Raw genomic sequence first — 18,977 nt, forward strand, 5'->3', positions numbered from 1 at the left:
CAATCTTATTTGGGTGCCCAAATACAGGATTAGCTTTATCCCGTGGACGGGTACCTATTGGACGCGGCCCTGAGGTTATCCACAGAAACACCCAAAATGGGATTCCCTCGAAGCAAAGAACAAGGATAATCTCGTTCCTTGAACCTTGTATTAGAGCCTTTTCCACCCTGAATTGCACCATCCTGAGAATCGGCCCCCTATTTACCGTAACTTGACACTACAGAACCTGTGTTTGGGTACCTATGATCCCGTATTAGGGTCCCCTACACCCTGTAAACGGATACCCAATGTCGATTAACTACTTGATCATAAATATTTTTATCTTCGCAAAGATTCTAAATATTACAAATAAACTAAACGATTTGTTGCGTTCTTTTTCATTATTTCTTTGAGTTTCGCTGCGAAACCTGGTGGTAGCCTCAACTTCTGTGGAAAAAACGAAAAGGAAGGATAGCCTCTCACCCAAATGTTCGCTACATTCCACCATATACGCTGACAAGGCGAACATTACCTGAGGTATCGACAGTGAATAAGACTAACCAACCTCCCCTGCCCCCTTATCTTAACCTCGATCCAGAAAGCGCAGCGGCGAAGTTGCCAGATCCTATTGGAACTTCGCGATTCGCAAAAGCCGCCGCGTTCTGTGCAAAAGGACGTGAAGATTTAGCCCGGAGAGGCTATGCGCCCGACGGTGAAAAACGGTTACGTCGTTTCTCTATCTGGGAAATCACAAAGTACCTTATTCCTGTAGCGCCCGCTCACCTAAGGCGCGTTCTCAAAGCTAATGCAGAGCTTCCACAAGGAGAAGGAGAAGCGGGGTCAAAGTGGTTTACTCTTGAAGAGGTTTTAATCCTTCGAAAACACTTTGCGGCAGAAGGTGTCAGCACCAAAGAATACTTGCCATATCGCCCGGAGGGCCTGCCTGCGAAAGTTGTATCGGTAGCAAACTTCAAAGGGGGGGTTGGCAAAACTTCAACTGCGGCTCACCTCGCTATGTCTGCGGCATTGGATGGGTACAAAGTTCTTGTAATTGATTTGGATAGCCAGGGATCAATGACGTCAATTCTTGGCGGAACAGTTGCGGACGAATGGCAAACAGTATTTCCGTTGATAGCCAAAGATTACGCAAGGGCTGTTCAAGAAGAAAACCGCGTCAGGCAGGTCGGCGGGCAGGCCGAAATCCCTTTGGATGAGACACTGCAAGAGGCGTTAAATACAACTCCAACCGATGTTATTCAGAAAACCCATTGGCCCAATATTGACCTTATTGGTGCCCAGCTGAATTTGTATTGGGCAGAGTTCCAGATTCCAGTGTGGCGTATGGGATTAAGAAGTTGGCCATTGTGGGATGGCCTCACCAATTTTCTCGAGAATGAGGGTGTTCTCAACGATTATGACGTCGTCTTCATTGATACACCTCCTGCACTTGGGTACCTAACAATCAACGCTTTGGCCGCGGCTGACATCCTTTTGGTACCGCTCGGAGCTTCGTTCCTGGAGTTTGATTCAACCGGCCGGTTCTTTGACATGCTCTATACGACGTTCGCAAGTATCGAAGATGGGGAAAACACCGCCCAACGAGCAGCCGGATTGCCAGAGTTGAAGTTCGAATGGGATGTCGTTCGGGCAATCATTACCCGATTTGATGCCAGCCAACAGACAGATATGGCGAACGTGATCCAAGCGTACTTTGGCGACTTCATGAACGCTTACCGACAGGATTTCACTGCTTTGGTCGGGCAGGCGGGTGAACAAGTGAACGGTATCTATGAGGCTGACTACCGGGATTTTAACCGCGAAACCTATGTCCGTGGACGTGAAACTTTTGATCGTACCTACGCGGAATTCAAAGAAGTTCTAATAGGTTGCTGGTGGCGCGATGCCCAATTGGGAGGAGATTCGAATGGCTAAACGTAGAAGGCTTGCTGTTCCAAATACAGCGGAGTTGGAAGAGTTGGAGGTGGGTTTCGCCGCGAAACCTTCGTTGAATCCGTTTGAGGGTTCGTCGTCCACACCACCAATTGCTCAGGTGGCGGCTGAAGCTGCGTCCCTAAGCGGAATGACAACTGTGACGGACCGTGTCGAGTTAGCGAAAGATCAAAGCGACGCCGCACGCTGGCGAGACGCTCAGGATGCCGGGTTGGTGGCTGAAATACTGCCTTTGGAATTGATCGATGCCGAATATATTCGTCGAGATCGAATGGTCGAAGACGAAGAGGCTATGGCGGAACTTCTGGAGTCTTTGCGGTCTAACGGGCTGCGCACACCCATTGAAGTCACTCGTGTAGGCGACGGCTTTGGCCTTATCTCGGGGTTCAGGCGCTTAGACGCATTTAGACGTTTGTCCAAAACTGATGATCGGTTTGCAACCATTCCAGCCTTCGTGAGGGATGCCGGTTCGGGGCAGGGGGCTTACGTATCCATGGTTGAGGAAAATGAACTCCGACTAAATCTTAGCCCATATGAGCGTGGACGTATCGCAGTTCTGGCTGTTGGACAGGGAATATTCGAGTCGACTGAGGCTGCAGTCGACGTACTATTTGCGACCGCCTCTAAAGCCAAGAGATCGAAAGTTCGAAGCTTTGCGATGATCCACGAGGCGCTCGGCGACTTACTGCAGCATCCTGTGGCGATTTCGGAAAAAGCGGGTTTGAAACTCGCGTCGGCGCTGAGAGGGGGTGCCCAGAGCAAACTTCGTCAAGCTCTTGCTGAAGCCGAAGTTATCGATCCAAAAACCGAATGGGATGCTCTGGAAGGTGCAATGAATTCGTCTCCTTCACCTACTGCCGAGAAAGCCCGTGGAGGGCGTCCGCAGCTAGTCAAGCTGTTGACGCCGGTCAAGTTAGCTGGAGGGGGGGCAGTACAGGCCGAGCTGTCACCAGATGAAGTTCGCATTCGAGTACGGTTGCGGGGAGTGTCAGAGGAGGTTGCTCAAGAACTGGTAGAACAGATCGCGCGCCAACTAAGTTAGTCTGGTAGCTAAACCGTCGATATGGTTCTTTGTTGGCATCTATTGGCCTGATCAATACTGCGAAAACTGTGCAATTTTCCAGGCTTTGCCATAGTGCGCGTAATGGGCCAATAAAGAGCATTACGGTATTTCCGCCCGATTATCTTAAATGTTTCGCAAACTTTTGGAACAGCCAGAAGCGACGGTCTACTGGAGGATCTATTGCAGACTTTTGGCTCTTGACGAGGTGGGATGCTGCGGGTGAATGACTTTCGACCAATTGGGACCGAAAGCCATTCACGCGCGAAACCCCAGCGCGTCAACAGCTAAATCTTTGCAGCAGAGCCCCCGAACCATCCACGATCTATGGAATGCCGTTGGTCGCGTTTGCGAGCTCTTCACTGACGAAGAATGCTGCTACTTCTCCACAGCCGCAGGATACGGGATAGATAAAACACAAACCGCTCTAATTGGCCGGGCTGCCGCACAGAAACGCAAAAAATGCCTCAACGGCTGGAAGAGTTTACTTTGGAGTGTTTCGAGCCGGGCACAATGCAGCTAAGTGCCGGTATCGATTCGGGCCATGAGACATCGCAGCATAGCGTGCAGGTCTTCTGGCAGGTCGGGCGCGCGGTAGTTGGCGCTGTCTCTATCAACCTGGCCCAACTGCTTTAGGTGCTTATCCAGCTGAGCGAGCGAGTCGCGTTGCGCCAGTTGACCGCAGATGCGCATTTCCGGCCGGATTTCGGGTTTTGGAGGTGCGGTTTCGCTGTTTTGCGCCGAGGTGCTGGAGGTAAAAAAAGGTGAGAGCGCCGCAAGGCCGGTCAGCAGAATATGCGTCATCTGAGTCATGGTAATATCACCGTGTTGATGCTGTCGCTGTTGTCGTCCTCAATCAATTCCGCCTCGCCAGCCCGGACCACCGCAGTGTTCTTGACAAACGCAAAGGCCGGGGAACCTGTCGCGCCCGCGGCGGCAACGCCCCAGAACCGAATGCTGCGCACCGATCCGGGGGCGATGTCGCCGATATCGAATTCCGCCGCGGATTCGGTTTGCGACAGGGCTTCGATCGAGATCAGCGACCCTGTCGGCGGCAGATCGAGCGGCAACGGAAGAAGCGCTGCTGCGCCATCCGCGTTCAGCAGGTTTAGGGCCATGGTGTCACTGACCCGGACATTGCCAGCAACCGCCGGTCCGGCGTTGGCGACGTCAACCGTGTAGAGGATGAAATGGAGCAAACGGTCGCCGAACGGCCAGGTGAAATCCTCGGCCGATTTGGTGACCGAAAGGTCGACGCCCAAGCCGTGTTCAGAAATCTGCTCGACGTCGATCGAGTGGGCTCCGGTCACGTTGCCTTCAGGCCCCAGCGTCGCCGCGGAGTAAACCGCTGTGACGTCTAGTTGTTCGGTGCTCTGAACAACGACCCAACCTTCGTAATAGGTTTCGCCCTCGGGTGGTGCGCCACCGAGCGCATTCAGTTCCAGATCGGCGCAATCCGTCTTCACCGCCTGATCATAACCGAGCGTGTCCTCGCCAATCTCGTAAATTCGTCCCGGCCGCTGTTCAACCGGCGGAAACGCGAGTGCAAGCTTTTTGAAAACCAGCGCCTCGTTGCCGCCCGGATTGTGAATGTTGACGGTTGTCGCGTAGCGTCCCGGCACCAGACGCCCGTTCTCAGGGTCGGGCTGTGAGCCGCACACCACCTTGGCCGAATACTGCCAGGCGAATGGGCGAATATCGATCTCGAGCTCGTAATCGACCCCCGAGCCGTCCTCCGGGTCCGAAACCGCGACATAGAACCGACCCGGTGGCACGGTGAGCACGATTTCCTCGATCCCGCCCGGACCCCAGCCTGCGCGGTCAGGGTTGAGCATCTGTAGGCCCTCGTTCAGCAGATATACGTCAAGGTCTTCAAAAGCCTGAGCCGCCTCGAGCCGGATGAACACCCTGGCACGTGTTTCGCTCTGGAACCGGTAGATGTCCTCGACCGGATCGCCGCGCACTGCGACGGTGGGGGCCTCGACTACCGATATCGTGCCGGAAACGATGGTCGGTGGCGTCACGGCATGGTGCTCGGCAAGACCGTCATTTGGCTCTGCCTCGCCGACCGCACCCGAGGGTGTCGGCGGATTCAATTCAAGGGTTTCGGGTATTGGCAGGATGTCGCCTAGCACCTGTCGGCTGTGGAAAATGACATTCGTTTGCAGCATACCATCCAGTATCACGTTGCTGAACCCGATCGGCAGCCCGTCGTCGTTGTTCAGGCTCGGTCCGTCCATCAGCTGAAAATGCAGATGTGGCCCGCTGCTGTTACCGGAATTGCCGACCATGCCGATCACGTCACCTTGTTCGACACTGCAGACCTGCCCCATTCCGCAGGATCCGATCATTCCGAAATTCGCAGGAATGGAGCCCGGGATCATGTGGTAGTAGTTCGAGACCGTTCCGTTCGAATGCTGGATCGAGATGAAATTCCCGGGCGCCGGGACACTCGCTAGGCGTGGACCCGGGCGCGGGTTGCTCGGCTGGCTATTGTCGAGGCCGACGATGTCGCCATCGGCGATCGCGATCACCGGCTGGCCCCAGATGTAACTGTCGGTGTTTTGCAGGTTGTCGATACCCTTGCACGCATCGTCGAGGGGGCGGGACAGGTTTCCGTCGGCATCCGTGACGCCGATATCATAGGCGTAGCGCTGGTTGTTGGTCGCGCTTGGGTTGTTCAGGCTGTTTACGAAATGCCGGTGATGGGTTTCGATATCGCCAAAGCGAAGCTCATGCGCAACATTGATCCGGTAGTTCAGAACCGGCGGATCGGGCGCTGTCTCGTCATCGCCGTCGTCATTGTCGTCAAGCGCCGCACAGGCATCGTCATCGGGAAGCGAGACAAACAGTTGCGTCGGCGAAAGCGGGAAGACGTAGGTCGATCCGTCGGTGAACGGAACCGGTGCGAAAGTCGGCGTGGGAATCTCGTTGAACGAAAGCGTCCATTCCTCGTCAGTGTCGACTTCGCGCACGTCAAGCTCGACATCCACGCTTGCGGGCGGGTCGCCCGCAAAGGGCAACAACCGGTCGTCATCCGCCAGCGCTTCGTCGGGGAAGGCAACGATGACGCGGGTTGCTGGCGGGATCTGTGTGGCGTTGGAATCCAGCAGACCATCCTCCCTCAGCCGCATCAATGCAATATTCCCCTCGCCTGAAGCGCTGGTGGCGCAGCCGCCCAAAACCACGCGGTTGCCTGATGCGATCGCGACCGACGTGGATCGCGTGCCGGTCTGGTCAGGCGTGTCCGGATGTTCCAGTGCGACAATGCCGTTCTGGTTGAAATCCTGGTCCAGGTCGCCATCATCGAGCAGACGGACGGCCGCGAACATGTCAGAGGTGAATATGGAGACAACGATCCTGCCCTCCGCATCGATCGCAACATCGCCCGCGCCGACGAGGCCGGGAAATCCAAAATCCCTCACCACGATTCCCGTACCGGCTTCAGCCGGGGCAAGCGCGTCGTCAAGTTCGCCGGAGGATGTCATTCGAACGATGGCGGCCTGGGCCGAGATGCCCGGGCCCGGTGACACGGTGCCGACGGTGACGATCCGGTCGTCACCGTCAATGGCCATAGCCAAGGGTGCGCCCCGGTCGACCCCTGGAAAGGCGACATCGACTCGGCCTGCCGTGCCGAAATCCTCGTCGAGCATGCCGTCGGACAGAAACCGCGCGACGAACCATGTCCGGTCTTCGAGTTCGTCGTCTTCATCGACAATCAGTTCCTGCAGCGGACCGAACCAGCCGGCGACGTAAATGCGATCCTCGTCGTCCAATGCGACAGTGCTGTATGTCGAAACCATGTCGTCGGGCAGGAAATCCTCGACCATGATCTCGGCATCATTTGCACTGATGATGCCAAGCGTCGCCCGTGGCCGGTCCTCGACTTCGATGGAGCCGACGGCGATCATGCTGCCTGACAGCAAAGCGAGATCGGCTATTCTGCCGTTGTCCGTCTCGGGAAACAGAATCTGAGCGCCGAAAAACGGCTCTACAGCGCCATTCGTATCGATCCGCATGACGGACCACCACGACAGCAGGTCGTCATCGGACGGAACATCCAGCAGCCACGCCTCGCCGCCAGCCCAGATATTGCCTAGAGCATCGACCGCTATAGCGTTCACGCTATGTCTGACCGTCCCGTTTTCAACGATCGGATTTGCGATCGACAACGCTTCCAACCCGTTGGCCGAGAAGGCATCGTCATTGTCTCCGTCCTCGGTATAGCGCGACAAAAGCGATCCGTTCGGCAGAGCGGACGGCGATGCGAATGGGATGAGCGGCTCGCCGCCATCGTCGACGAACAGCGTCGAATTGGTCCCTGACCCTCCGGCGTAGAGCAGACCATTGGAGTCTATCACGATGTCCGCAACGCATTGATCGCCGAATGAGCCGAAATCGTCGAGCCGTCCACCGGTTTCATCAAATGCCGGAGGCAGGGCCGCTCCGGCTGTGTCGGTCCGGCTGAGTACCGCAAAGGACAGGTCGCGCTGTCCCACGGTCGCGGTTCCCAGTTCCATGCCATCGGCATCCCTGTAGGTGACACGCGCCTCGAGCATCTCAATGGCTTCGGTGCCGCTGGTGAAGTCGAGGTCGAAATTCAGCCAGTTGCCATCGTCATAGGGCTCCCAAGTCCCCATGAAGTTTGCGGGAAAGGCGTTGTTCAGTGGCTGGGCACGCATCGTTGTTTCCGAGATGCCGGACGCCATTGGCGCGTCAACATCCTGGCCGGAAGCGGTAGACGTCACGATGCCCGATAAAAGCGTGATCCCAATAGCAAAACGAAGTCTGTGCTTAAAACGATCTTGGTCCATAGCAATAAACCTGTTCGAAATTAAGGGCGCAATACTACCATAAAATGTATCTTTTTGCACGCGTCACGCCTTAACGCGACTCTGGGTGTGTAAAGTGCCTGTCATTAAATGAAGTGGTCCGATTGAGTTGACAGCGTTCGGATTGGCCTCGCTCATTGATTGCCCGTGGTGCTGCGCGATCGATTGAGGTCCGTTTCGACGGGCTGCGACTGCAGCGTCGCGCGCGGGGGTTGAGTGACCTCGGTGGGTGGCTCCTGCATTGCAAGAGTTTATTGGCGATGTTTGCGGGTGTTTTTGTCAGTACTCTCGTCTGTCCGGCCTATTTGCGTGGCGGCATTGTCGCCACTGACCTGATGAATTCCGCGAGCGAGGGTCCAATCGGGTTATCGACCACTGAGGGTCGCTGCCATTCCCGGAGATTCCTTGCTTTTGGTTCACTTTTTTTCGCATCATCACTTCAACGTCTTGCATCTCGTGGACAGTCGACGCGATTAGAACGCAGGCTGCCGGTATTCCTGTTTTTTTGTGAGCATCGCCCAGATGTCCGGCGCGGCCTTGTTGGGCATGGCAATTGTTGCCAGTCGGAACGGTTTGTCTGCGATGATCTTTGCTGTCCACAAATCGACCTTCTCTGGCGAACGTTTCGCCATCACAGCATGCGATGTCATGCCTACGACCAACAGCTTGCGAATGTAGCGATCACCTTGCTTCGTGATCTTGCCCAGACGTTCCTTGCCACCGCTGGATTTGTTAAGTGGGGTCAGTCCGAGCCAAGCCGCCAGATCGCGCCCGGTCCGGAACTGTTTAGCATCGCCAATCGTAGCGACAATCGTTGAAGCCGTGATCGGGCCGATACCAGGCATACGCATCAATCTACGCGCATCTGCATTCAGAAGGGCATGTTGCTGGATCATCTTAGAATAGCCAACGATGCGTTCGTTCAGGCCGAAAAACTGATAGCACTGGATACCGAGCACGTCGTTGGCGATCTCCGGCATTTCTGGATGGTCGCCATCAAGGTGACGCTTTGCAAAAGCCGTCACTGCTTCGATCCTAATGGGCAAGATATGCCCAAACTCACGCAAAAGGCTGCGATCATGTTGGCCAGTTGGGTGCGCTGCCGGACGGTCAGATCTCGAGTCCGATGGATTGAGAGAATGGCTTGCCGCTCTTCCGTCTTGATCTCGACAAATCGCATGGTTGGTCCACGGACCGCTTCACAGATCGCCTCAGCATCAACGGCGTCGTTCTTGCCGCGCTTCATATAGGGTTTGACGTATCCGGCCAGCATGAGCTTCACGTCGTGCCCTAATTTTCGCAGCTGGCGACCCCAGTGATGAGACGAGCCGCAGGCTTCTATCCCGACCCTGCAGGGTGGAAGCGTCTCAAAGAAGCGGAGCAGCTTTGCGCGTTTGATGGCTTTGTTGAAAATCACTCGGCCGTTCTCTGAAATGCCGTGAACTTGAAAAACATCCTTGGCCAGATCCAGGCCTCCAGTCTTTTCTGTCCTTGGGTCGCTCCTTTTCTAGCAGTCGATGACATCTACACTTTGGCATATTCGATGTTGGTGGAGCAGGAGCCACCCACCTCATCCGGTTTGGGCCGCTGCCAATCTCAGTGCGCGGGTTTGAATATGGGCCGTTGAATTGGGTCAGTGCACTCCGTTTTGCAACCCTTCCAGGAAGGCTCGAGCAAGTGGGTTTTCCTTTTCCCTTGCGGACTGCAGAATACCAGCCGGTGTTGTGGAAGTCAGGTTCTTTGAGCCTATTCGACGCATCTGAAGTGATACCTCAAAAGGCTGCCCAAGGTGAGATGGCAAGAACCCGAAGAAAGCGCCTGAGAGGATCTGATGCGCAATGGCTTCTTCGGAGTGGCCGAAGGCTGCCGGGCCATTGGTGGTGATCTCGCCCCAAGGTCCTGACACGCGCGCATATGCCTAGGTTCTGGACCCATAAATTTGTTGCCACTATCTCGGCTGCGTGAGTCAAGCCCCGGAGTTGCAGGGGTACTTCATGAGCAATCTATTCTGGCTGACAGACCAACAGATGGAGCGTCTTCGGCCTTACTTTTCAAAGAGCCATGGCAAGTCGTGGGTTGACGATCGGATTGTGTTTGGCGCCATTATTTTCATCAATTGCAATGGGTTGCGCTGGTCCGATGCGCCTCGTGAATGTGGCCCGCCAAAGACGCTATATAACCCTTGGAAGCGGTGGAGAAATATGGGCGTGTTTGCTCGGATCATGGCCGGACTGGCAGCGGAGGGGACCGATCACAAGACCAACATGATTGACGCGACCGACCTCAAAGCGCAGCGCACGGCCTCCAGCCTGCGGTTGAAAAAGAGGGTCGCGGCAGGCTGATCGGGCGAGCCAAAGGCGGCATGAACACGAAGCTGCATGCTGTTACCGATAGTCTCGGACGTCCGATACGCTACTTCCTTTCCGCTGGCAAATCAGCGATTTCACGGGCGCCAGGGCTCTGGTGAACAGCCTGCCATCGCTGATTGGTTACTGGGTGATCGCGGCTATGATGCGGACGGGTTTCGCGAAGCCCTTATAACAAAGGCCTAGAGCCCTGCATCCCGGTCCGGAAATCACGCGACAAGCCCGCCTGGTACAACAAACGCTGCTACAAACTACGAAATAGAATTGAAATCATGTTTGGTCGCTTGACGGACGGAATCTTTTGCACACCCAAGGTGGTGGTTGAAGCGATCCCGTTGGAACTGACGTCAGGCGGTCGTCTCAGTTGTTGTGCTCGACACTCAGGAAAACCAGTGTGCGCTTCTCTTGGCTCTTGTCTTTAATGGCAACCCGATAGACACGAATTCCGGCGTCCAATTCTCTAAGCACATAGCTGTCTGGGTGATTGACCTGCCTATCAATCGGAACCGGCGTACCGTCTCGGCAACGCGCCACTTCAGCCCATATGTCGTGGAAGTAGCTTGTGGCCTCATCGCTTCTGAACTGAAATTCCCAATAACACGAAACGCCGCGTGAATTGCCCAAGCCGTCAAATGGCTGGCATACGGACCCAACAGGTGCAATCCCGGTGTCATCATAGTTTTCAAGTGCAGAAATTTGTGCGCATTCTGCAGCCAGTCCAATAGTCGGTTGAACAAACACAACCGTCACAAGTGAAAGCCAAAAACTCAACGAGACACTATTGTGGGAGTTCGATATCGGACGCAGGAGCGGGGCAGACAGAACTCCTGTTGCTGTGCAGTTTTAGCTCGGCAAACAATCGCATACGTTGCGCCCGGACGGGAGAATCCCTGTGACCAATACTTTTGTTGAAGAGTCGTCATTCTGCGGCATCAGGAACATCAGCAATTGAATAGTTGCCCTTCACGCGTTCCTTTGTCGGGTCAAAATGCGGGAAAGGCACGACCTTGGCTTTCAGGCGCTTTTGCTGGCCGTCCAGTTGCCCGATTTCAATGTCAGCTCCGACGACGGCATGAGTGACCGAAACCCGGCCTAACGCAATGACCTTGCCCAGAATGGGTGATTTCATCGCGCTGGTAATCTCTCCAACTTGCGCCTTTCCAACACGTACACAGTCGCCGGGCGAGGGGACCGTACCTCCCTCAACCTCGAAACCGACCAGTTTGCGATGAGGATGGGCCTTGCGTTCTTCAATCGCTATCCGCCCGATAAAATCGTCGGGCTTTGATTTCAGTGGAACGGTGAAGCCGATGCCAGCCTCGAAGGGATCGGTTTGATCGTCGAATTCGGACCCGGCAAAGATCAAGCCACCTTCGATCCGCACCATATCCAGAGCCGCAAGTCCAAGCGGAGCGATGCCATATTCCTGGCCCACCTCCCAGACGCGATCAAAGATTTCGATGGCATCTTTGGGATGACAGAAGATTTCATATCCCAGCTCACCTGAATATCCGGTCCGGGAAATTACCACAGATGTCCCCTGCACATCACCAACCCGGGCGACGGTCAGCCGGAACCACGGTAATTCTTCGATCGTCGGTTGTTGGGGCGGTGTCCAGAAGATTTTGGAAAGGATGTCACGACTGTACCGCCCTTGAACTGCGATGTTATGCAATTGATCAGTCGAGTTGCGCACCCAAACATTCATATTGCGTTTGAGCGCCTGTTCCTGCAGCCACAAACCGCTCGTGTCATTCCCGCCAATCCAGCGGAAGTTTGTTTCACCCAATCGATATACCGTACCATCGTCGATCATACCGCCGTGCTCATAGCACATGGCCGTATACACGACCTGACCAACGCTTAGCTTTTTTATGTTGCGGGTCACGCACAGCTGCATCAGGTCCTCTGCGTCGGGGCCGACAACTTCGTATTTTCGTAATGGGCTCAGGTCCATGACCGCGACCTTGTCCCGGCAGGCCCAGTATTCGGCAATCGCGCCGTGATTGGTCATCGTATTTGGCAACCAATAGCCGTTGTATTCGATGAAATCACGGGTGTGCCGTGCAAAGCAGTCGTGAAATGCAGTTTTCTTGGTTTCTTCCACGTCCGCCTCCGCAGATTTTCTATAGCCATAGGATCGTTTGAAATCCTCGGTCGCCTTGTAGGTTCGCACCTGAATATCGGTAGGATTCCAGCCATTGGCCGGATCGATGTCGCAGGGACAACCGGTGCTGACGCAGACCAGATCTGTCAGCGCGCGAAGCAGGACGAAGTCACCGGGGCGCGACCAGGGGTCGTCCATTCCGATGGCATTGGTGTCGTCCAGCATTGTGTTGAAAAAGAAGTTGATCGCGGGCCAACCACCACGCGGCTTGATGCCGTACTGGTCCAAATCCTTGTTGATATTGTCCGAGCAGTTCACGTGGCCGGGGTAACCGAGATCTTCGTAATACCGCGCCGTACAGGCAAGGCCAAACGTGTCATGACGCCCGCAGGTATCCTGAACGATCTCTATCAGTGGCTCCTGATCTACCGACCAGTATTTCGAAAAAATTCCCGGTTTTGGGTACAAGCTGCCCATTAGGCTGCGCGTTGTTGTCGGATCAATCTCGCGTTCGATCCCCTGATCCAGCGCTCGGAGGCTGAAGGCCTGAAAATCCGAGCACTCACGCCCGCGAATATCGACAATCTGGATGAACTCGCCGGCCTTGACCTCGTACGAGTGGGCGTTGCCCGGCTGAATATTGAAGTCCTTGAGCGGATCGGCCAGCGGTTCGGGTGGTCCAACATCGGGCTTTGCCAAACCGGGTGCAGATCGCTGGATGTACAAAATGATATCCGTGGGAGGGTTGTTATCTTCGGGGCGCATCGCCTTGCCGGGTGCAGCCACGATCAGAAGGCCATCACTTTCAGCGACGAAATGCACCATGTCGCCAGGGCGCGACCCGTCCATGAACGCTCGGATTGCGTCACCTTTTCCAATGTCAAATCCGGCAACTTCCAAAGCGCGTAGCACTTTCTTGCCGGACGGCGATCCATTGGCCAGCGTCGCAATCAATCCCTCCGGTCGCCCGTGCCCCTGCGCGCCAAGCATGGCCGCATCGGAACTCCGGTCAGGGGCAAAGAAGACCATCTCGGCCGGTTGCATCCCGTCGCGGTCCAGCAAGGTTATCGTATCGCCTTTGGAGACCGGAACAGCGCGGGACCCCATTCCGGGGACCGGGTGGCGTTCCGTTCCATGTGGCAGGATCGGAAGGCCGGGGGCCAGAACTCCGCTGCGTTCGAACGGGACCTCAAATACAGGTTTTACGTTCATCTCCGAAACTCCGGTTAATCCAGCCCCAAAGCGCGCTTGCGCTTCTCGGCCCAGCTGCTGATTGCCATGTCAAATGTCAGTGCCATCAGCGACACGTTCAGACCCAGCACAAAGTTCTTGCCCAATTCGGTGCCTGCCAGTGTTCGTTGCAGTTCCTGCCCCAGATCCTGCGTGCCGATGAAGGCGGCAATGATAACCATGAAGAAGGCGAACATGATTGCCTGATTGAACCCGACGGCCATTGTCGGCAGTGCCAACGGAAATTGTACCGACATCAGCTTTTGCCGACGGGTAGAGCCGGACATATCAGCAGCCTCGGTCATTTCCGGCGGTACGCTGCTGAGACCAATAATCGTGTAACGGATCAGCGGCACGGCGGCGAAGATCAGGATTGAGAATACAACTGCCACATCATTGACCCCAAACAGCATGATTGCGGGGATCAGGTAGATGAAGCTTGGGAAGGTTTGCGCGGTGTCGCAGGCCAGCAGGATGCTCTTGGACCAGCGGTTGGATCGGGCTGCAACAACGCCCAAGGGGATACCGATCATAGTCGCCAGCGCGACTGCCGAAATCACAGTATAGAGCGTGATGACCGACCGATCCCACCAGCCCGAGAAAGCGACAATCGAAAAAAAGATCGCGGCGTAGATGCCGGGTTTTCGGCCACCGACCCAATAGGCAAAGGATACAACCAGCAGGATGAAAGCGGGAGTTGGAATGGCGAGTAGCGTGTTCCGGAACGGGATCAATACCTTGACGTTCAGGAACCAACGCAGCCATTCGGTCGTGCCCTTGATCACATCGATGGCCAGAATCGATTTGATCACCACGTCGATTTCCTTGCCCTGGCTGAGATGCTGCTTCCGACCAATTTCTGCGAGGATCGGGAACACCTGTGCCAGCAGAGTAAACCCAACAAACAGACCCAGCGCGACCAGCGAAATCTGATGCCGTTTCCACCACGGAGTTCCGCGTTCGAAGTGCACCGGCTGCTTGACGACCCAGGCCTTTGACATCCGATCCAGTGTGACGGCCAAAAGAACAATGGTGACACCAATCTCGAAAGAACGGCCCAGTTTAAAACTACCCATCATTGCCAACAGTTTCGCGCCAAGACCGGGCATTCCGATAAAGGCGGTCAAAACAACCATCGCAAGACACAGCATGATCACTTGGTTAACGCCAACCAGAACCTCGGTGCGTGCAGCCGGAACATAAACATGGCGCAGCATCTGCCAGCGTGTGCACCCGGACATTTGGCCGGCTTCAATCACTTCGGGGCTGACCTTTTTTAGGCCCAAAGTGGTCATCAGAATCATCGGTGGAATGGCAAAGGTAATTGTTGCGACGGCCCCAGCTGTCGGTCCGACCTTAAAGAAGATCACTGCTGGCAAGAGATACGTAAAGAAGGGCAGGGTTTGCAGCACGGACAGGATGGGTTTCAGCATCCGTTCGAACCAGCCGTATTTCCAGGCGGCGATGCCCAGAACCAAGCCCAGAAGAAATGCCAGAGGTGCCGCGACTACGATGACAGACATCGTTTGCATGGCGATCTTCCACTGCCCGATTGCCGCGGTCCAGATGAAGGTTCCGGCGCCCAACGCGGCGAGCCTCCAGCCACCTACGGCATAGCCGACAACAGCAGCCACAGCGGCGATTGCGGACCATGGGATTGGGCCCAGATAGGGCCAGCGCCGCTTGCCCTCTAGCAGGTTCGCAGACGTATCCAGCAAAAACTCCAACGGGCCTTCTGCAATAAAGCGAGTGACATAAATCAGGCCCAGGTCGTTTTGAATGAAGTTAAAGACAGTATCCAGAATTTGCGCCGTTGGCGGTATTGCGGCTTCAGGAATTCGGTTCAGCCATTCAGGCAGAATGCCCACGGCCTTGGCAAGGATTAGCGCAAAGGCCGTGACAAGCAGTGCCGTAAGGACTTTGGTCCGTCCAAACGTTCTGTCGGATGTGTCCGGTATTTCGGTGGACAGCGTCGCCATCATTCGGCTCCAAGCAGAACGTTCAACGCGGTGTTGCGGTCCAGAACGCCTGTTACAACGCCTTTGTCATTCGCGACCGGTAAAAGGATCCTGTCGTCGTTGACCAATACGCGCGCCAGTTCATGGATGGTTGAGGCACCATTGATCGGGGCGCCTTCCAGCTCATGACCGTTTACGGGTTTTGCAAGCCCTTTCGCGTGCACGACTCGGGCTTTGTCGATGTCCTCGGTAAACTTGGCCACGTATTCGGTGGCGGGGTTCATCACGATCTGGTCCGGGGTGTCGCATTGCTCGACCGCACCGTTGCGCATGATGGCAATCCGGTCGGCGAGGCGCAGCGCCTCGTCAAAGTCATGCGTGATGAAGACGATGGTTTTGCCCAACATCTCTTGCAGACGCAGGAATTCATCCTGCATTTCACGGCGGATCAGCGGATCAAGCGCCGAAAATGGTTCATCAAGAAACCAAATATCCGGTTCGATAGCTAAGGATCGGGCGATACCGACCCGTTGCTGTTGACCGCCACTTAGTTCGCGCGGGAAGTATTCTTCGCGGCCTTCAAGGCCAACCAGTTTGATGACTTCCAGCGCGCGTTCGCGCCGGTCGTGGCGATCCTGTCCACGCATTTCCAACGGGAAGGCCACGTTGTCCAAAACCGTGCGATGCGGCAGCAATCCGAAGGACTGAAACACCATACCCATCTTGTTGCGGCGCAGTTCAATCAGCTCGCGTTCGCTCAGGCTCATGATATCCTGACCGTCCACCTCAATCGTTCCGCCTGTGATGTCGTGCAGGCGTGAGAAGCACCGTACCAGTGTCGACTTACCCGATCCCGACAGCCCCATGATGACCAGCATCTCTCCCTGGTCCACTTCGATCGAGACATCCTTGACCCCGGCGATGTACCCATCCGCCCGAATCTCATCAAAGCTGCGACCCGCAGGCATGGATTTCAGATAGCTCTCTGGCGAGGGCCCAAACAGTTTCCAGACATTTTTGGCTGAGATGACGGGCGCGGTGGCTGACATGGCTGCCTTTCTTTCTTGTTAAGCGCGGCCTTGCATCGATGTGATAGACAAGGCCGCGCCAGTTTCGGTTGTGTAACCGGATTATGCGCCGCAGGCGCTGATCCAGGGATCAACAACGTCGCGATTGGCGTCCAGCCATTCCTCGGCCGCTTCTTCCGGCTCAAGCTCATCCGTGTCGACCAGCTTCGCCATCTCTGCAATCTGCGGGTTGGTGAAGGAAATCTCGGTCAGGGCGCAATACGCGGCCGGCCACTTATCTTTCATGCCATCCCAAGCTGCCTTTTTCAGGTAACCCTCGGCAGGGTTGCCACAATCATACAGCGCTTCCGGATTGGGACCCTTAGCTGGATCCTTGTCGCACCCATCTTCCCATGCCGGGAACTCAACGAACTCACCTGGCCAAACAGCTTCGGCGAAGTTTGGCGTCCAGTTAAAGACCAAAACCGGCGTTTTGTCGGCCTCTGCCGCGCCAATCTCGGCCCAAAGGGCTGCGGCTGAACCCGCGTTGATCACTGTAAAGTTCAGATCCAGTGCTTCGGCGCGTTCTTTACCATGCTTCAACCAGTCGACCGGCCCATCCAGATACCGGCCCTTGTCGCCGGTTTCGGCTGTGGCGAACAGGTGCGCACAGTCGTTCAGTGCCTGCCAGTCAGGCAGGCCCGGGCAGGATTCCTTGGTCCACATCGGATACCACCAATCCTCGCGCGTGACCGCATCATGATCGCCCGCATCATGCAGGCCACCTTTTTCCAGTGCCGCGCGGTAGGATGCACCAAAGGCACCTTCCCAGACTTCCATCTCCAGCGCGACATCGCCCAAACGTACGGATTCATAGACGGCCTGGCTGTCAGTGGTGACATATTCGACATTGTTGCCCATCTCTTCGAAGATCAGGCCGACAACATTCGACATCACGATCTGGCTGGACCAGTTGTGAATGGGGATTACGATCGGGTCGCTGCTGTCTTCGGCAGCCGCGCCAGTTCCCGCTACTGCTGCCAAGGTTGCAGCAGAAAGTAGGTTTGTAAGTTTCATGTTTGCTCCCTGAGTGACATTCATTTTTGAGTTGAGGACTCTTCCGGCCCTGAATTCATGCATTCTGCCCAAGATCGTCTAATGCGCAGAACAGAAATTTGAGGGGCTTTGGCCATAATTTCTTGAGGCTAATCCGACTTTTTGCTATCTTAACAAACAGTTGCCTGATCCGATGCAGACAGATGCGGGCAAATGTTCTTGATCGTGCCCTCGTCCAGTTCGGGAAAAGGTCCCCAAATGCCAAAAAAAGCGCCAGTCACCGGGAAAGTCTTGCCGCCGCTGGACTATTTGTTGGCATTTGAGGCAGCTGCCAAGGCGCAGAGTTTTGCGCAAGCCAGCAAGGTTCTGAACATCTCAGAGACCGCAATCAGCCGCAAAGTGCGCTTACTGGAACAGCATTATGACGTGCCCTTGTTTGTACGGGGGCATCGTTCTGTTTCCCTTACTCAGCAGGGTGCCATCCTGTTGGCAACCGTGGAAAAATCACTGGACCTGATGCGGGATGTCAGCCGCGACATGCTGGCCAAGCATCAGGCCAATACGGTTTCGATTTCGGCGACCAATTCTGTTGCGTCTCTTTGGCTGATGCCGCAACTTCGCAAGTTCAACAAATCCAATGGCCGTATCCGCATCTCTTTGGTGTCTTCTGACAGTGACGCGGAATGTCTGTCAGATTCTATGGACCTTACCATTCTGCGAGGGGATGGCGACTGGCCGGGGTACGAGGCAAAGCTTCTGTTCGGAGAAACCGTTTTTCCGGTTTGCAGCCCCGAGTACCTAAAAAGCAATCCCAATGCGGCGGAACTTTCTGCGCTACCGGAACTTGACCTCATTGAGGTCACCAGCGGCCATGCAGAATGGATGACATGGCGTGCATGGTTCAGCGGCAATGGTGTATCGACGTCATCAATGGAACAGGCTGTCGCGTTCAACACCTACCCATTGTCAGTACAAGCAGCGGTTGATGGGTTGGGAATTGCATTGGGTTGGGCCCATCTTGTTGACCCATTGCTGGAAAGCGGCGCTTTGGTCAGGCCAGTCCAGGACGCATCGGTGCGAACGGAGTCAGGATACTACCTATTGAAAAGACCTTTCAACAGTGCTTTTCCAGAGCAATTAATTGTCGAAGATTGGCTGCTGAGTCTCAGCGCAGGTCGAAAAAGATACGCTTGATTTGGGTCGTTGACGACTGGGCATTGATAGTGAGTTTGGCAGTGGGCTATTTGGCTACTACAACTCGCATATTGACCCAAGGGAATATTTATTTACCTTAAAGAAAAAACGAATCTGAGACGGTGCGCCACCGCTCCGGACAAGGTGTTGTCAGACTTTTCCAACCGGGGGTTTTGCCCAATGAGCTATAAATCGGACATTGAAATCGCGCGCGAGGCGCAGAAGAAGCCTATTCAGG

10 protein-coding genes and 2 pseudogenes are annotated in these 18,977 nt (G+C 55.3%); 4 read left to right on the forward strand and 8 right to left on the reverse strand.

What is annotated here, in order from left to right; all coding sequences use genetic code 11:
• Positions 1-525: 525 nt before the first annotated feature.
• Both AC2FI9_RS21155 and AC2FI9_RS21160 read left to right on the forward strand, forming a co-directional pair.
• Complete coding sequence (locus tag AC2FI9_RS21155) at positions 526-1,911, forward strand: AAA family ATPase (RefSeq protein ID WP_496727466.1); 1,386 nt, start codon at positions 526-528, stop codon at positions 1,909-1,911.
• Positions 1,904-2,971, forward strand: a complete 1,068-nt coding sequence (locus tag AC2FI9_RS21160; protein WP_496770524.1) for a ParB/RepB/Spo0J family partition protein — start codon at positions 1,904-1,906, stop codon at positions 2,969-2,971. Before AC2FI9_RS21155 ends, AC2FI9_RS21160 begins: the two co-directional genes overlap by 8 nt.
• Positions 2,972-3,508: 537 nt before the next feature.
• Here the strand turns inward: AC2FI9_RS21160 and AC2FI9_RS21165 are convergent.
• From AC2FI9_RS21165 to AC2FI9_RS21175, 3 genes and pseudogenes are all read right to left on the reverse strand, one after another.
• The gene (locus AC2FI9_RS21165; RefSeq protein WP_496770526.1) at positions 3,509-3,793 is read right to left on the reverse strand and encodes a hypothetical protein; all 285 of its coding nucleotides are present in this window, start codon (positions 3,791-3,793) and stop codon (positions 3,509-3,511) included.
• Positions 3,794-3,798: 5 nt separating this feature from the next.
• Positions 3,799-7,803, reverse strand: a complete 4,005-nt coding sequence (locus tag AC2FI9_RS21170; protein WP_496770528.1) for a peptidoglycan DD-metalloendopeptidase family protein — start codon at positions 7,801-7,803, stop codon at positions 3,799-3,801.
• Positions 7,804-8,294: 491 nt separating this feature from the next.
• Positions 8,295-9,238: pseudogene (locus tag AC2FI9_RS21175) on the reverse strand (IS110 family RNA-guided transposase).
• Between the two features lie 577 nt (positions 9,239-9,815).
• Here AC2FI9_RS21175 and AC2FI9_RS21180 point away from each other — a divergent pair.
• Positions 9,816-10,609, forward strand: a pseudogene (locus AC2FI9_RS21180) (IS5 family transposase).
• Here AC2FI9_RS21180 and AC2FI9_RS21185 read toward each other — a convergent pair.
• The 5 genes from AC2FI9_RS21185 to AC2FI9_RS21205 all read right to left on the reverse strand — a co-directional run bounded on the left by AC2FI9_RS21185 (position 10,548) and on the right by AC2FI9_RS21205 (position 17,566).
• Positions 10,548-10,958 (reverse strand): hypothetical protein, encoded by a 411-nt coding sequence (locus tag AC2FI9_RS21185; protein ID WP_496770543.1) that lies wholly within the window; start codon positions 10,956-10,958, stop codon positions 10,548-10,550. The pseudogene AC2FI9_RS21180 and the gene AC2FI9_RS21185 sit on opposite strands and share 62 nt — an antisense overlap.
• 148 nt (positions 10,959-11,106) lie before the next feature.
• Positions 11,107-13,506, reverse strand: coding sequence for a trimethylamine N-oxide demethylase (locus AC2FI9_RS21190; RefSeq protein ID WP_496770531.1), 2,400 nt, complete (start codon positions 13,504-13,506; stop codon positions 11,107-11,109).
• 14 nt (positions 13,507-13,520) lie between these two features.
• Complete coding sequence (locus AC2FI9_RS21195) at positions 13,521-15,503, reverse strand: ABC transporter permease (protein WP_496770534.1); 1,983 nt, start codon at positions 15,501-15,503, stop codon at positions 13,521-13,523.
• Entirely contained in the window at positions 15,503-16,531 is a 1,029-nt protein-coding gene (locus AC2FI9_RS21200) for a quaternary amine ABC transporter ATP-binding protein (protein WP_496770537.1), read from the reverse strand. Before AC2FI9_RS21200 ends, AC2FI9_RS21195 begins: the two co-directional genes overlap by 1 nt.
• Positions 16,532-16,612: 81 nt before the next feature.
• Positions 16,613-17,566, reverse strand: a complete 954-nt coding sequence (locus AC2FI9_RS21205) for an ABC transporter substrate-binding protein (protein ID WP_496770539.1) — start codon at positions 17,564-17,566, stop codon at positions 16,613-16,615.
• A gap of 237 nt (positions 17,567-17,803) precedes the next feature.
• Here AC2FI9_RS21205 and AC2FI9_RS21210 point away from each other — a divergent pair, with 237 nt between their 5' ends.
• Positions 17,804-18,739, forward strand: coding sequence for a LysR substrate-binding domain-containing protein (locus tag AC2FI9_RS21210; RefSeq protein ID WP_496727475.1), 936 nt, complete (start codon positions 17,804-17,806; stop codon positions 18,737-18,739).
• Positions 18,740-18,977 lie beyond the last annotated feature (238 nt).

Source organism: Ruegeria sp. CDSA246 (genome assembly GCF_059611225.1).

Bases quoted from the DNA above. Each gene is read 5' to 3' on its own strand.
- AC2FI9_RS21160 (WP_496770524.1), top strand. From the start codon at position 1,904: ATGGCTAAACGTAGAAGGCTTGCTGTTCCAAATACAGCGGAGTTGGAA.
- AC2FI9_RS21165 (WP_496770526.1), bottom strand. From the start codon at position 3,793: ATGACGCATATTCTGCTGACCGGCCTTGCGGCGCTCTCACCTTTTTTT.
- AC2FI9_RS21170 (WP_496770528.1), bottom strand. From the start codon at position 7,803: ATGGACCAAGATCGTTTTAAGCACAGACTTCGTTTTGCTATTGGGATC.
- AC2FI9_RS21190 (WP_496770531.1), bottom strand. From the start codon at position 13,506: ATGAACGTAAAACCTGTATTTGAGGTCCCGTTCGAACGCAGCGGAGTT.
- AC2FI9_RS21195 (WP_496770534.1), bottom strand. From the start codon at position 15,503: ATGGCGACGCTGTCCACCGAAATACCGGACACATCCGACAGAACGTTT.
- AC2FI9_RS21200 (WP_496770537.1), bottom strand. From the start codon at position 16,531: ATGTCAGCCACCGCGCCCGTCATCTCAGCCAAAAATGTCTGGAAACTG.
- AC2FI9_RS21205 (WP_496770539.1), bottom strand. From the start codon at position 17,566: ATGAAACTTACAAACCTACTTTCTGCTGCAACCTTGGCAGCAGTAGCG.
- AC2FI9_RS21210 (WP_496727475.1), top strand. From the start codon at position 17,804: ATGCCAAAAAAAGCGCCAGTCACCGGGAAAGTCTTGCCGCCGCTGGAC.